Source organism: Shewanella sp. SM32 (genome assembly GCF_025654235.1).
Classification (GTDB): Bacteria; Pseudomonadota; Gammaproteobacteria; order Enterobacterales; family Shewanellaceae; genus Shewanella; species Shewanella oncorhynchi.
The window spans coordinates 53,449-67,877 of record NZ_JAKKRO010000023.1 but is presented as its reverse complement, the minus strand read 5'-3'; the positions used below and the strand labels follow the sequence as shown (position 1 = coordinate 67,877).

General features: G+C 46.9%; 10 protein-coding genes and 1 pseudogene. 2 read left to right on the top strand and 9 right to left on the bottom strand.

All coding sequences use genetic code 11. From position 1 onward, the window contains the following. Positions 1-1,011, top strand: a pseudogene (locus L5M10_RS11500) (IS3-like element ISSba5 family transposase); the annotation flags it as partial. A 249-nt stretch (positions 1,012-1,260) separates the two neighbouring features. Here L5M10_RS11500 and L5M10_RS11495 read toward each other — a convergent pair. The 6 genes from L5M10_RS11495 to slyA form a co-directional block, all read right to left on the bottom strand. Then, positions 1,261-2,211 (bottom strand): hypothetical protein, encoded by a 951-nt coding sequence (locus L5M10_RS11495; RefSeq protein ID WP_263255287.1) that lies wholly within the window; start codon positions 2,209-2,211, stop codon positions 1,261-1,263. A gap of 574 nt (positions 2,212-2,785) precedes the next feature. Continuing rightward, positions 2,786-3,853, bottom strand: a complete 1,068-nt coding sequence (locus L5M10_RS11490; protein WP_263255286.1) for a c-type cytochrome — start codon at positions 3,851-3,853, stop codon at positions 2,786-2,788. Between the two features lie 10 nt (positions 3,854-3,863). Continuing rightward, positions 3,864-4,487, bottom strand: coding sequence for a c-type cytochrome (locus L5M10_RS11485; protein WP_219234516.1), 624 nt, complete (start codon positions 4,485-4,487; stop codon positions 3,864-3,866). 225 nt (positions 4,488-4,712) lie between these two features. Continuing rightward, entirely contained in the window at positions 4,713-5,741 is a 1,029-nt protein-coding gene (locus L5M10_RS11480) for a DUF2955 domain-containing protein (protein ID WP_263255285.1), read from the bottom strand. 213 nt (positions 5,742-5,954) lie between these two features. Beyond that, positions 5,955-7,013 carry an HlyD family secretion protein gene (locus tag L5M10_RS11475; RefSeq protein ID WP_131524366.1) on the bottom strand — a complete coding sequence of 353 codons (1,059 nt, stop codon included), beginning with the start codon at positions 7,011-7,013 and terminating at the stop codon, positions 5,955-5,957. 8 nt (positions 7,014-7,021) lie between these two features. Then, on the bottom strand, positions 7,022-7,495 hold the full coding sequence (slyA, locus tag L5M10_RS11470) for a transcriptional regulator SlyA (RefSeq protein ID WP_105251323.1): 474 nt from the start codon (positions 7,493-7,495) through the stop codon (positions 7,022-7,024). A 223-nt stretch (positions 7,496-7,718) separates the two neighbouring features. Between slyA and L5M10_RS11465 the strand changes: the two genes are divergently transcribed. Beyond that, the gene (locus L5M10_RS11465; RefSeq protein WP_263255290.1) at positions 7,719-9,620 is read left to right on the top strand and encodes a methyl-accepting chemotaxis protein; all 1,902 of its coding nucleotides are present in this window, start codon (positions 7,719-7,721) and stop codon (positions 9,618-9,620) included. 56 nt (positions 9,621-9,676) lie between these two features. Here L5M10_RS11465 and metF read toward each other — a convergent pair whose 3' ends face one another. The 3 genes from metF to metB form a co-directional block, all read right to left on the bottom strand. Then, positions 9,677-10,564 (bottom strand): methylenetetrahydrofolate reductase, encoded by an 888-nt coding sequence (gene metF, locus L5M10_RS11460; RefSeq protein ID WP_012088154.1) that lies wholly within the window; start codon positions 10,562-10,564, stop codon positions 9,677-9,679. A gap of 217 nt (positions 10,565-10,781) precedes the next feature. Then, a complete protein-coding gene (locus tag L5M10_RS11455; RefSeq protein ID WP_263255284.1) occupies positions 10,782-13,175 on the bottom strand; it encodes a bifunctional aspartate kinase/homoserine dehydrogenase II in 2,394 nt (797 codons plus the stop codon). 11 nt (positions 13,176-13,186) lie between these two features. Continuing rightward, entirely contained in the window at positions 13,187-14,350 is a 1,164-nt protein-coding gene (metB, locus tag L5M10_RS11450) for a cystathionine gamma-synthase (protein ID WP_263237147.1), read from the bottom strand. Between the last annotated feature and the right edge of the window lie 79 nt (positions 14,351-14,429).

Below are 14,429 nucleotides of genomic sequence, written 5' to 3'. Positions count from 1 at the left end.
CACACCAAAAGCATCTCCGATTACCCCTGAACAAATTGAAATCCGTGAGCTGAAGAAGCAAATAGCTCGTCTTGAGGAGCACAATCTTATCCTAAAAAAGGCTACCGCTCTCTTGATGTCAGACTCGATGAACAATTTACGCTAATCAGCGCACTCAAGCAGAGCCACTCTATTCTCACAATTTGTAATGCATTCAAAGTGCATCGAAGTAGCTATAAGTATTGGCTAAAAAGAAAAGAACATATTGATACAGACTTGACTATTTTATGCAGTGAAGTGAAGGCCGCACATCGTATTAGTCATGGCTCTGCCGGTGCGCGAACGATAGCGCAATTAGTGACTAACAAAGGGATTGGTCTCAGTCGTTATCGAGCCCGTAATTTAATGAAAAAGCTTGGGTTATTAAGCTGTCAGCAGCCTAAGCATTCTTATCGGAAAGCGACACAAGAGCATGTTGCAATCCCCAATACGCTTAATCGACAGTTTGCAGTAACTCAACCAGATCAAGTGTGGTGTGGCGACGTGACGTATGTTTGGGTCGGTAATCGCTGGGCCTATCTAGCCGTTGTTTTAGACTTATTTTCCCGCAAACCTGTTGGATGGGCTTTGTCATTATCACCAGATAGTGAGCTGACCTGTAAAGCTTTGAAAATGGCGTTTGAGTTAAGGGATAAGCCTGAGAATGTGATATATCACAGCGATCAAGGTTCACATTACACGAGCTTGAAATTCAGACAATTAATATGGCGTCTTCAGATTGAGCAAAGTATGAGTCGTCGCGGGAATTGTTGGGATAACGCACCAATGGAGCGTTTCTTTAGAAGTTTGAAATCTGAGTGGATACCCGCAAGTGGTTATGGGAATTTTACAGAAGCAGATAAAGAGATCACAAATTACATCACTGGATATTACAGTGAGACAAGACCCCATCAATATAATGGTGGGTTAACGCCAAATGAGTCAGAACGTTTATATTGGAATGACTCTAAAACCGTGGCCAATTTTACTTGACCACTACAATGGTGAACTTCTGTAGTTTTGGTGTTGCCTGTAAATCCCAGAGATTTGTGTCCTTTCCATTTTTTTAAAATTGGGTGTCCTGTTTTGTTGTTCAATAGTTTGTGCTCATCAAGTTATCTAACTTAAATGATATTTGGATATATTTATTTGGCTCAGTGAACCGCATTCCTGCGTTATAGCAGTAGGGTTCACAGATGCGCACACGGTGAATACGGAAGGCGAGTTGAAATCACGTTAATTTTATGACTTTTTGAATCCTTTAAAGAATTCATCCTGTCTTTCAAATTGAGCGTTTAATTCTTCTTCAGTGATATCAGGCAGAGAGTCATACCAATGCTGTATTGAACTGATATTTGTATCTGTTTCTTTTATTCTAGCTATAAGCTTCTGAAAATTATCTGGTATCAAGCAGGCTAAATTTTCAGCTTGGACTGGACTATAAAACCCCGACATTGGTGGATTAATGCCAAATTTACGCTCCATGTCAAAACCTACTAAAAGTACAGGATTGCTTAATGCAACCGTAAGGGCTATTAATTCAACTGTTTTCAGGTAGTAAGAAAGACTCTGGCTACATGCTTTCTTATCAAATTGCGGGACGCCCATTCCATTTATATGCCGAAACCTTGGAGATATGATGTTGAAGCTATTTTCCAAGCCGTTAACATGAATGACATTACAGATATCCCAATAATGCTCTAATAAAACGTCTGCCCATGACTCGTCATTATCTTGGTCATACTGCGGAGTTGCCTTTTTTAGTGCACTTAACGCACGCTTAAAATTTGGTGTACCGTTATCTGAAACCGAATGCATCCACTTTTTTGCCTTTTCTGACTCAGTACTATCCAAGACAAAAAAACTGCCCGCTACTACGAGTTCTAAAGCTCTCCTTAAAGAATCAAAAGCATTTTTGTAGTTGCCCTGAAAGATCACCGTCAAACAACTATCCAACTCATGTACCGCTTCAACCCACGGGAAAATGCTTACTTTTTCTAAGTGATCGACTCTTGCCGTAGGAGCTTCCATTAACTCATGCGTACAAAATGACTCAGCTTGCTCAAGCTTTTCGAGGTTTGGATAATCATTATAGATATAGTTAGAAGTCTCTGTAATAACACTTTCCAAACTAGAGAGCAGTATATCTCGTCTAGCGTTAAAACTTTCTCTTGGTAGGTTGAATGGATTCAAGGTCAACTCTTGTTAATAAATTTGACGTGCTACATACGATAACTGAAAAGATAGTTATCCACCAAAAATTAGAGTTCAATACTTTCCAAATCAGTTGATATTTTCTATCAATAAAGAAATACAGCAAGGTGTAACAAACCTTTGCTTAACCTGGTAAAACACTTGCAAATCAGTTTATGATGAAACACAGGGAGTGTTAACCCACCCCGATATATTTTGCCCACTCAAGATAGTTTAATGAGCCACCCATGGCTAAATTCTCTGTGTACTTTAGATCAACAGATGACACTAATGCTCGAAAGGTGAGTCATGGTGATTTGCGAGACGACCGTCCGCCCCATGGACGGGGCGGTCGAGCATCCAAGGATGGACTGGCTGCGTGTCGGTGAGCGAATACCATGACAAGCCGATACTAGCGGGCTAAACCACTAAGTACTAATACCCTGAAATCACAGAGCACTCAGTACAATTGACCAATAAAAAAGCCAGCAAAGCTAAATGCTTGCTGGCTTTTCTGTCTAACTTATTCACTCGCTTTATAACATCACACGAGCACTTAATCTCAGCGGCTCAACTATGACTTCTTAGGAAAAATCGGATAGGCCTCAGTGCCTAGCACTTTGCCATCGACCTCGACACCATAGTAATCGCTGTCATTATGATATTTCTCCTGCGCTTGCTTCACATCACCTTTGCTACGTGGGTCCTGCGGACGCTCGTGGGAGTTGATGTAAGCGGCAACATCCCAAGCCTGTTGGTTCGTCAACTGCATACTCTTACCAAAGGGCATATTTTCATAAATGAAAAATGCGGCAGTGTTGACCCTGTGCATTCCCGCTCCCCAGTTATAACTTTGGGGTCCCCACAGCGGCGGCAGTGCATACACACCCGCAATGGCTTGACCTTGCCCATCAACACCATGACAAGTTTGGCAATGGGCGACATACACGGCTTTACCTCGTTCAGGTGAATAGGCTTGTTCGGGTTTTGGGATCTCAGGATAAGCTCGACCCGGCAAGTTAGCACGTTGCTCAACTGTCATCGCCTTAGCTAATGCCTCTGGTAGTGGGAAGTCATCCCGCTTAGCACCTTTAACTAACTCAGCATCACTGATCTCAGGAACAGGGCCACTGATATTAGCCTCATCCATCAAGCCGCCCATGCCTAACCAATAAGCGTAAGCAGAAAGCGCCACTAACTCAGGGCTACCTGATGCTGGGGCTTTACCATTCATCGAATAGTTAAAACAGCCTTGGATGCGTTCTTCAAAGCTACTAACTTTATTGTCTTTTTTACGATACGCCGGATAAGCAAAATACGCGCCCCAAAGGGGTGATGCATTGGCTTTACGGCCTGCATCCATATGGCAATTGGTACAGTTAAGCTCATTACCCACATACTTATCACGCAGCTGTTGGGTATTCACAAACAGTTGATAACCTAAACGCACTTTGTCACCAAAGGCGCCTTCGGGAATCGCACTCAAAGGTCTAGGGGTAAGATAGGTTTGATCTGCGACCTTAGGGAAAGAAGGCAGCGGAGCTTGCTTATCTGGGCGTTCTTGTACTGGCTCTGTTTCAGCTTGCGCCTGAACGGTTAACGACCCCATCGCGGCCAGTAATAACATTGCGGAATATTTCATGGCCGGCTCCTTATTTTAAATTCGCAAAATAGTTGGCTAACGCATCAATCTCGGCGACGGTGAGCTTATTCGCGACGCTCCCCATCATGCCATCGACGTCACCTTTACGTGTTCCCGACTGCCATGCCAATAATTGCGTTTTGATATAACTCGCCTGTTGACCTGCTAAGCGAGGAAATAAGCCGCCACCTAATGCAGAAGGACCATGGCAGGTCACGCAGGCTGGTAAACCACGGGACCAATCACCTTGATAGGCTAAACGAGCAGTATCGTCATTAAAAACAACTTGTTCACCGCGGATAACAGGCTTGACGTCATTGGCAGGCTTTGCAGAAAAATAGCTCGACACTTGCTCAATACCGTCACCTTGGAGTGTCATTGCCATCGGCATCATGGTCGCGTTTTGGCGAACGCCCGCTTGGAAATGTTGCAATTGTGTCGAGATATATTCTTTAGATAATCCCGCTAATCGAGGGCCGAGTGGTTCAATACCCTCGCCCCCTGCCCCATGGCAAGACACACATAACTGTGCAGCTTGTGGGATAACGTTCATCGATTGTTTGTCAGAAGGCTCGGCGGCAGCGGCATAGCCGCTACATAGCGTTAAGCCTATGACTAATGTTTTAATCTTCATGTTCTATCCTTGAAGAGAATTAAGCTCTAAAGCATAGGGGTTATTGTTATTTATGTTTGTGCTCACACACTAAACCCATTTTAAAATCAGCCGCTCATTTTTAAAACAGCCAATAAATGAGCCTTAACATTCATTAAGAGTCACTTATTGTTCAATTCAAACGGGATAAATTTACCTTACTCTGTACAAGGTTAAGCTGCAAGCCTTCAATACTTAGTGGCCTGCTCAATAACCAAATCGCGTCGATTCGAAACGATTCAATAACTTATGTATCAAATAGCATAAAAGTAACGTGCCAACGATAGCGATTAAAATACTGCTCACTCGGTATAAGGCACTGAAGATTAAGTCGTTACCTGGGGTCAAATACTGTCCAAACAAAATCCCTAACGTGGTCATAGCACCAAAACCGACACCTGAGCCATTCGCCTCGCGCACATGGGCTTGGCTAAAAATCATCAGTCCAATCCACAACAAGGGGACAACTAACATCAATAGCCCTGACCAATCATAGAGCAGCAACTGCACGAGTATCCCAAACGACACACCCAACAAAGTGCCTATGGCGCGCTTACGGGCATAGTCGAGTGCGCCATTCCAATGCATGGGAAACAATAGCAAAAGAGTGGTCGCTTGAGCCGACATCGAATCCCGCAGATCAAATATTTGGAACACCAGAAACGATGCCGTCGCTATGGTCGCGCCGAGCAAGGCTTCGTGGCGCATTCGATGCGGCGCCTTAGGCCCAGGTTTGTAAGCTGCTCTTGGTTCAACATCGGGCCAGAGTACCGTCATAGCGTAGGCGATAACAACTGACAGTGCGGTCGCCCAAAAGTTACTGAAAACTAAGTCGTTTAAGTCAACACCGGGATAGCTGGCAAAGTGCAGCATGATACTGAGACTCAGCACACCGTTGGCACCAAAGAGAAACAAACTGCCGCGGGACATGGCCGCAAAGCGGTATAAAAATAATAGGAAAACGATGGGAGTCATCATACCGGGATGGCTGCCAAAGAAACCGCCGAGTAACCCAACCTCTAACCCAGCCATGGCAGATGAAGCTAATAATTGGCGCATAGCATGGCCATTCATCACTGGCACTAATCCGAGTAGTAACATAGGTGTCACAGTGAAGAAGACTCCATTGCTCCAACCAAAAATTTTACACAGGGTAAAACCTAAGGTCGCGCCAGTCGCAATCCGTAAACACTGGCGTAAATCGTTGGCCGTCAATGGGCTATGGCGTAGTAACATGCTCGTCGCCTTGTTCTATCGATACATTAAATGAGGATGTTTAGCTGGCTTATGCTGCGTTCACACTTATGTTGCTTTGAAGCGTTCACTCAAGCGACTCGTGGCAAATACAAACCACCGCGAGTCACTTGTGCTCGTCAACACAGATAAGTACTAATGGATATGCCGATAAATATGCTGGTAAATACGCTAGTAAACATTCTAGTAAATAGGCTAGTAAATATAGTGCAGCAAGCTGATTGCTTTAATCTGCACCTTAGCGAGCAAGCTAAACAGGCTATTCTCGGGCAGCAGTTGCACGGTCGCGCGCGCACCCGCAGGTAAGCTGTTCATTGCCATACCATCTAACACTAGATGTAATCTCAATCTTTGGGCATCACGTACCCAACGGTCCGATTCCTGCGGCGCGGCTAAACGGCCATTGGCATCGAATTGCCCAGCACTCACGCCCGCATCGACACTGCTCACCGTCGCCCAATATAAACGCCCAGGTTCGCCATCGAACGCGATCAAAGCGGTCGAAGAAGCATTCACGCCACGCAGGCTCTTCTCGCGAAAATCGGCAATAATATCCACTTTATCCGATACCACGGCTAACAGAGGTTGCCCCACGGTCGCAAAACTACCGACTTCTAACTGCAGGTTAGTCACTATCCCATCTTGATCGGCACGTATTTGGGTGTAAGACAGATTAAGCTCGGCTTGGGCTAAATGGTTTTGCGCCTGACGCACTTTAAGATTCTCTTCGCCATAACTGCCGCGACTCACTTTGAGTTTTTCTAAACGCGCATTGGCGGCAAGCAAATTGGCTTCAGCAGCTGCGGCATCGCTATCGGCTAGCTCCTTTTGCTGCTGCGATACGCCATGGGTGGCATACAAGGCATCGAGACGTTTAGCCTCGCTGCGTTTTTGTTGTGAGGTGGTTTTATTGGCATTGACCTCGGCCTTAGCGGCCAGTAGCGAGGCATCTAACTCAGCATTATCTTGACGGGCTTGCTCTAAGGCCAATTTAGCTTGCGATACCGCTAACTCATAAGGCGCTGGATCGACTTGAAACAACAAATCGCCCTTGGCAACCGTTTGGTTATTGGTCACGGCTATGGTCTGGATTTTACCGCTGATCTGCGGTGTCACTTTAGTCACTACACGGGTCGCCATTGCTTGAGGCGTCAATGGCATCATAGTGTCGGCCAGCATGAAATAGCCAAAAACCATCACAAAGCCAAACATGGCAAATTTTACTAAACGGGCAAACTGTTGATCCGGTGTCATCTTCTTTCTCACAAAAGGGTGTCTGTAACCTTGGTTAATTTGGCGCTGGCGTTGTCGCTGATCAGGCTAATAATGCGTTCAAATTCGCTCAACTCTTCGGCACTGATCCCGCCTAATAACTCACGGCGCACTTGAATAATCCGCGCTTCCATTTGCTTTAAAACATCTAATCCCGCTGGCGTCAGGCTCACAATCCTTGCCCGCTTATCTTTGTCACAACAATGACGCTCGACTAAACCTTGCTCTTCTAATTGCCCTAAGGTGCGCATTAGCGAAGCCAATTCAATTTCTAAGGCATCGGCCAACACTTTTTGGCTAACACTGTCGCCTAAACGCAGCAGTTTCCATAGGGCAGTCCAACGGGGATGAGTTAATCCTAAAGGTGCCAGCTCGACATCGGCCACGGTACGCCACAGTCGATGCAGACGGCCTAAATGCTCCGCCAGCGATAACTCTTTAAGTCGCTCTAATTCTTTTTGCATCTTGCTCACCCACTTAGTTAGCGTGCTAAGCATTATACTTAGTTAGCAGGCTAAGTAAATATTTAGGCCCAAAATAGATCTGTGTCCAAGGGCACGAAACGAGCGTAAGAGGGAATAAATAACGTAAAAAGGTTCGCGCCCTCTCAAATCTTATCAAGTTGTATCTCTATAATATCAAACGGATAAATTGAGTTGATTTGCACATGAATTGGAGGCTGTTTTGATAAATCTAAAAATTAGTACGAGGATCGTTATTGGGATCTGTCTATTACTGTTAACAGTAATGAGCTTTATCATGCCGCTCGTTCTCTCTGAATTCAGTCGCCAAGTTGCAGAATCCGAGCAAAGAGAACTCCATAAGATCTATGAAACCGCTGTTGCCGAGATAGCCTCATCGGGCAAGTTAGCCGAAGCAATGGCAACCATCATCTCACTCACACCAGAAGTTCAAAGCACCTTTGCAACAGGCGAGCGTGATGAACTCACCACCCGTACCTTACCTATATTCACCCAACTTAAGCGCGATTTTGCGGTTCAGCAATTCCAATTTCATAGGCCACCAGCCACTTCTTTTCTACGTTTGCATCGTCCCGAAAAATTTGGCGATGATCTCACCAGCATACGCAAGACCATAGTTGAAACAAATAGCCAAAAGCGCCCTCTTTATGGCTTGGAATATGGAGTGGAAGGATTAGGTATTCGTGGTTTAGTTCCAATGAGTTACAACGGGCAACACACAGGATCAGTTGAGTTTGGCATGTCCTTCGGTCAACCCTTTTTTGATAATTTTAAACAAGCCTATCAAGCAGAAATTGCCCTCATCTTGCCAGATGGTTCAGGATATAAGTTATTTGGCGCGACATTCACGCCTGATACCCAAGCGGCAGATGAACTCAATAACGTCATGCAAGGCCATGAAGTCATACGCACTATTTCCTTAAATAACAAAACCTACGCCCTGTATCGCAACGCCATAAAAGATTATTCAGGAAACGTGTTTGGCGTACTCGATATTGCGATGGATAGAACCCATTCAGAACAAGCGATAGCGGATATTCGCCTTAAGTTGATCCTTATCGGTTTAGTGGCTCTGGTCATTGGAACTGCCATTGCTTGGTTTATTGCCAAAGGCATTACTCGCCCTATCGCTGAAACCACCCAAGCCATGAATGATATCGCTGAAGGTGAAGGCGATTTAACCCGCCGAATCGCGGTAAAAGGTAAGGATGAAATTGCTGAATTATCAATGGCATTCAACCGCTTTGTAGAAAAAATCCACAATACAGTTTCCCACGTCGCCGACTCAACAAGCCTGCTCGCCACCTCTGCGGAAGAAATGTCGAGCATTACGCGGGAAACCCAGAAGATGGCGAGTCGTCAGCACCTCGAAACCGAGCAAGTTGCCACCGCAATGAATGAAATGGCCGCAACGGTACAAGAAGTTGCCCATAACGCGACCGATGCGGCCGATGCCGCCAATCATGCCAATGACTCAACCGAACAAGGCAAATTGGTTGTACAAAAAGTGGTAACCACTATCGCCATACTGGCCGAGGAAATAGCCACAGCAGCGAGTGAAATCAATGAATTAGAGCGTAATACCGCTGAAATCGATTCTGTGCTTGTGGTTATCCGTAATATTGCCGACCAAACTAATTTACTCGCACTCAATGCGGCAATTGAAGCCGCAAGGGCGGGAGAACAAGGTCGAGGATTTGCGGTCGTTGCCGATGAAGTACGCACTCTGGCGAGTCGTACTCAAGCATCTACAACGGAAATTCAGCAGATGATCGAAGCGCTTCAGCATAAAGCTAAGTCCACAGTCAATGCGATGGAAACCAGCACCCGTACCACCCAAAGCTGTGTATCCCAAGTTCACCAAGCGGGTGAAGCACTCGAAGCCATTACCCATGCGGTTTCCACCATTAGCCAGATGAATATCCAGATCGCCAGCGCTGCAAATGAGCAATGTGCGGTTTCGGCAGAAATTAATAAAAATGTTAATAACATCAATGATATTGCGACCAATGCGACAGATAGTGCGGTACAAACTGCACGCGCTGGCGATGAACTTGCCCAACTCGCAGCCCGTTTAACAACTTTATTAGCTCAATTTAGAATTTAAACAAAACAAAACGCCGCATTCTCTGCGGCGTTTTTATTAGCTTATTTTATAAGGTTTTATTTAGGACGCACGCCTAAAGTGTGGCAAATCGCATAGGTCAATTCGGCGCGATTTAAGGTGTAGAAATGGAAATCCTTCACGCCTTCGCGGGACAGTACTTTCACCATGTCGATGGCCACGTTTGCCCCCACCAATTGGCGTGTACCCGCATCGTTTTCTAGGCCGTCGAATTGCTTATGTAACCAATTCGGTAACGACACATTGGTCATGCCAGCAAAACGTTTTAGCTGGGTAAAGTTAGTCACAGGTAAAATGCCCGGCACAATTTCAACGTCGATACCGGCGGCAACGCAGCGATCACGAAAACGCAGGTAAGATTCCACATCGAAGAAAAATTGGGTAATGGCACGGCTAGCGCCCGCATCAATCTTGCGCTTAAGGTTGATCAAATCCGCCTGTGCATTACTCGCATCGGGATGCACTTCTGGATAGGCCGCAACGGAAATATCAAAGTCAGCCACAGAGCGCAGTAAACGCACTAAATCGACCGCAAAACGGGTTGGCTTTGGGCTGCCCGCAGGTAAATCACCCCGCAGTGCCACTATGTCACGAATGCCCGATTTCCAGTAATGTTTGGCCAGTTCTAATAACTCTTCATCGCTTGCATCCACTAAGGTTAAGTGCGGCGCGGCAACGAGGTCGGTTTCCTGTTGGATACGTTCAATCACGCCATGGGTGCGGTCGCGAACACCTGAGTTAGCACCGTAAGTCACAGACACAAACTTAGGATTCAGCGGCTCTAAACGACGGATAGAGTTCCACAGGATCTGTTCCATTTCGGGGGTCGATGGCGGGAAAAACTCAAAAGAAACATTAATATCGCCATTAAGCTCAGACAAACTCTGGTTCAGCGATTGTGAATGTTGTGCGTGATGAAAAGCCATGTGTATTTCCTCAACCGCCCTTGGCGCTACTCTTTGCTAGTATGAATTAGTTCAAATGGACGTTTGGACGTCTATATGTCCATATACTAGAGAAACTGAGATGTAAGTCAAGCCCAAAAATACCCATAAACCGCATTTAATCTCGGTTAATTCGATAGATTTATTCTAGCCAATAAAAAAGGACTCGAATGAGTCCTTTAAGAGGCTTGATACCGCGTTATTCCTGCAGCAGATCGCGACAGATCTGGGTCAGATCCGACTGCACCGCCGCCGCTGTCACTTCGCGTCCGGCGCCCGGTCCACGGATGATCAGCGGATTACCTTGGTAGAAGACACTGCGGATCACAAACACATTATCACCAGGGGTTAAATTGGCGTAAGGGTGATGAGTATCGATCCACTGTAAACCCACTTCGGCCTTGAGCTCTGGGCCGCTGTTGTCTAAGGATGCCACATATCTGAGCACCTTATTTTGCTCCGCCGCCGCACCATACTGTTGCAGCAGATCGGCATCTAACTCGGCAATGCGGGTGAGAAATTGATCTAAGGGAATATCCGCCAAAGCGGCTGGTACGAGTGAGCGCAGCTCAATATCTTCAAGCTCGATTTCAAGGCCAATCTCACGGGCTAAGATAAGCAGTTTACGCTGCATATCACGGCCGGAGAGATCGTCGCGGGGATCGGGTTCAGTAATACCTAAGCCTCTGGCTTCAATCACTAATTCTGAAAATGGCTTACTAGTATCGTATTTCTCAAACAACCAACACAAGGTGCCGGAGAAAATCCCGCCCACCGCTTCAACGCTATCACCGCTGTTACGCAGATCATTTAGCGCATGTTGGATAGGTAAACCAGCGCCACAGCTGGCGTTATAGCGCCAAAACAAACGACGATTACCCAGTTGCTGCTTTAACTCTCGATAGAAAGGCAGTGGACCCGAGCCCGCAAGTTTATTCGCGCTCACCACATGGATGCCACGCTCGAACAGTTCTGGATATTGCAGCGTCAAACTAGCGCTGGCACTGATATCTAAGGCCACCAGCTCATCGCAGTTAACTTGCTCTAATTGCTCGAACAAGTGCTCGTACTGCCAAGGCGTAGCATCGGTATTAAACTCAGTCTGCCACGCGGCAAGATTAATACCTGTGGATTTAATCAAGGCTTTACTCGAACTGACTAAACCGACTAACTCAACACTGGCTTCGAGTTCATGGTCCAATGAGGGTGAAACCGACTTAAACAGATCAATCCATGCCTCACCTATGTTGCCCACACCGAGTAGCAAGACACCAATGCGTTTACGCGGCCCAGCGCAGCGACGGTGGACCTTTTGCGTTAACAAATTCACCTGTGACTGAGGCACCAGCGTCACTAAACTTAAGTCACCACTAAACAAAGGTTTAGCATCACGACTCAGTAAACGGGCGAAACTGCGACGATAATGTTCGGCGTCGGCACTTACTAATGCGACTAAACCAAAATCTGTATTGATCTGCTGATCACTAATCCCTAATGCTTCTGCCTCGGCATCGAGTAATCTTTGAACTTGTTTTTGATTCTCAGCGGTATAGGCAAGTTCAACCCTTTGATGGGCAGAGGTCCAATGGGCCAATGGCGTTAAACCCGCGGCGATCAATAGATCTAATAAACGAGTTAATTCACCCGTGAGTTTAAAGCCGAACAGCACAACAGCATTAAGGTTAGTCACCACAGGTGCGCTCGCCGACGAACTGTGGGGCGCGATTAAGGTAAAGTCGGTGTGGGACGCATAACTTGAACGCACCGCTAAGCTCACTTCGGTATTGAATAACGGCTGCAAAGTGCGCGAATGCAATACTGGCGAGCCTAAACGCGCTAGGCGATCGGCTTCGGCAAGTGACATGCTTTTCAGTAACTTGGCATCGTTGATCTTATTAGGATCGGCGTTGAACACCCCTTCCACATCGGTCCAAATGGTCACGCGCTCGATATCGGCAAGGCTAGCAATCAGGCTGGCACTAAAATCTGAACCATTACGACCAAGTAACAAGGTATCGCCACGCTCGTTAGCGCAGATAAATCCTGTGATCACTAAGCGTTCATTGGGATGCGCAGCTAATAGGGCTTGTACTTTAGCGCGGGATTCCTGTACCCGAATTTGTGGCACAGCGGCTTCATCGGCCACTAAAATTGAACAGGCATCCACATGGCTTGCCGCCACGCCAGATTCGCGCAGTAGCGCCGCCATTAAACGTGCCGACCAACGTTCGCCAAAGCTCACCACATGATTGATTTGGTATTCATTGCGCTCATCTAAGGACAACAAGCTGATGAGTTGCGCTTTATCAGTGGCCAAACGCTCACGCAGATCGCGGGCTTGTTCATTCGACAACAACTGCTCAATCAACCCCTGTTGGTAGCTGATCAGCACTTGTAATTCTTCTTGCCATAGCTGACCCGCATCACGCAGCGCTAATAATTTATACAGGAAATTCGTGCTTTTACCCGCCGCAGAGACCACCACGAGATCATCACTATGACCGTGGGTTAACAGGATATGGGCGACTCGGCGATAACAATCGGCATCCGCTAAACTGGAGCCACCAAATTTATGTAAGTGACAACGTGCCATCTATTATTCCTCTACTGACAAGCCGCAACGGCGGCTAATCCTGCTTGAATATCTGCAACTAAATCGGCGGCATCTTCAATACCCACCGATAGACGCAATAAGGTGTCTTTAATGCCTGCCTCAAAACGCGCCTGCGGCTCCATGGCTCTGTGGGTCATAGTGGCGGGCACGGCCACTAAACTTTCAACGCCACCTAAACTTTCCGCCACGCTAAATAAGCTGAGTGCACCTAAAAAGGCCACGACTTCGGCCTCACCGCCTTTGAGTTCAAAACTCAGCATAGCGCCAAAGCCCTGTTGTTGCTTGGCCGCAATGGCGTGGCCTGGGTGATCCGCAAGCCCTGGGTAATAGACTTTACTCACCACAGGGCTTTGCGTTAATACCTCAATAATACGCTGGGCATTGGTTTGATGCTCGCGAATACGCACCGCTAAGGTACGCAGGCCGCGCAGGGTCAGATAACTGTCGAAGGCTGACCCCGTTAAGCCTAGAGTGTTCGACCACCAATGTAAGCTTTCGCCGATTTGCGCGTCTTTGGCGACCACTGCGCCGCCGACCACATCGCTGTGACCATTGATATATTTAGTGGTGGAGTGGATAACGATATCCGCGCCTAACAATAGGGGTTGTTGCAATATCGGCGATAAAAAGGTGTTATCGACCACCACCAGCGCGCCGACCTCATGGCTCGCCTTAGCAATAGCTTCGATATCCACCACACGCAATAACGGGTTCGATGGGGTTTCGAGCCACACCATCTTAGGATTCTGCGCAATGGAGGCGGCTAACGCTTGGCTGTCGGTTTGGTCGACCACAATGAGCTTAAACTGGCCTTTCTTCGCCAAGTTGGTAAATAAACGGTAGGAACCACCATAGCAATCATGGGGCACAACTAATAGGTCATCGGGGCCGAGCAAAGTAGTCACTAAGGTGATGGCCGCCATGCCAGTGCACGTCACTATGCCAGTGGCACCCTTTTCTAATTGCGCTAATGCTTCGCCTAAAATGCAGCGCGTTGGGTTGCCTGAACGACTGTAATCGAATTCGCGGGGATTTTTATGACCATCGAAGGCGTAATTAGTCGACAAATAAATCGGTGGCACAACTGCGCCATATTGAGTATCGCTTTCGATACCCTGACGCACTGCCAGTGTGGCTAATTGACGCTCTGCCATGGGTGGACTCCTAAATTCGATAGACTGATAGAGATGTCTGGACGTCTAAATGTACCTAAGCCCAACGCCATCGTCAATA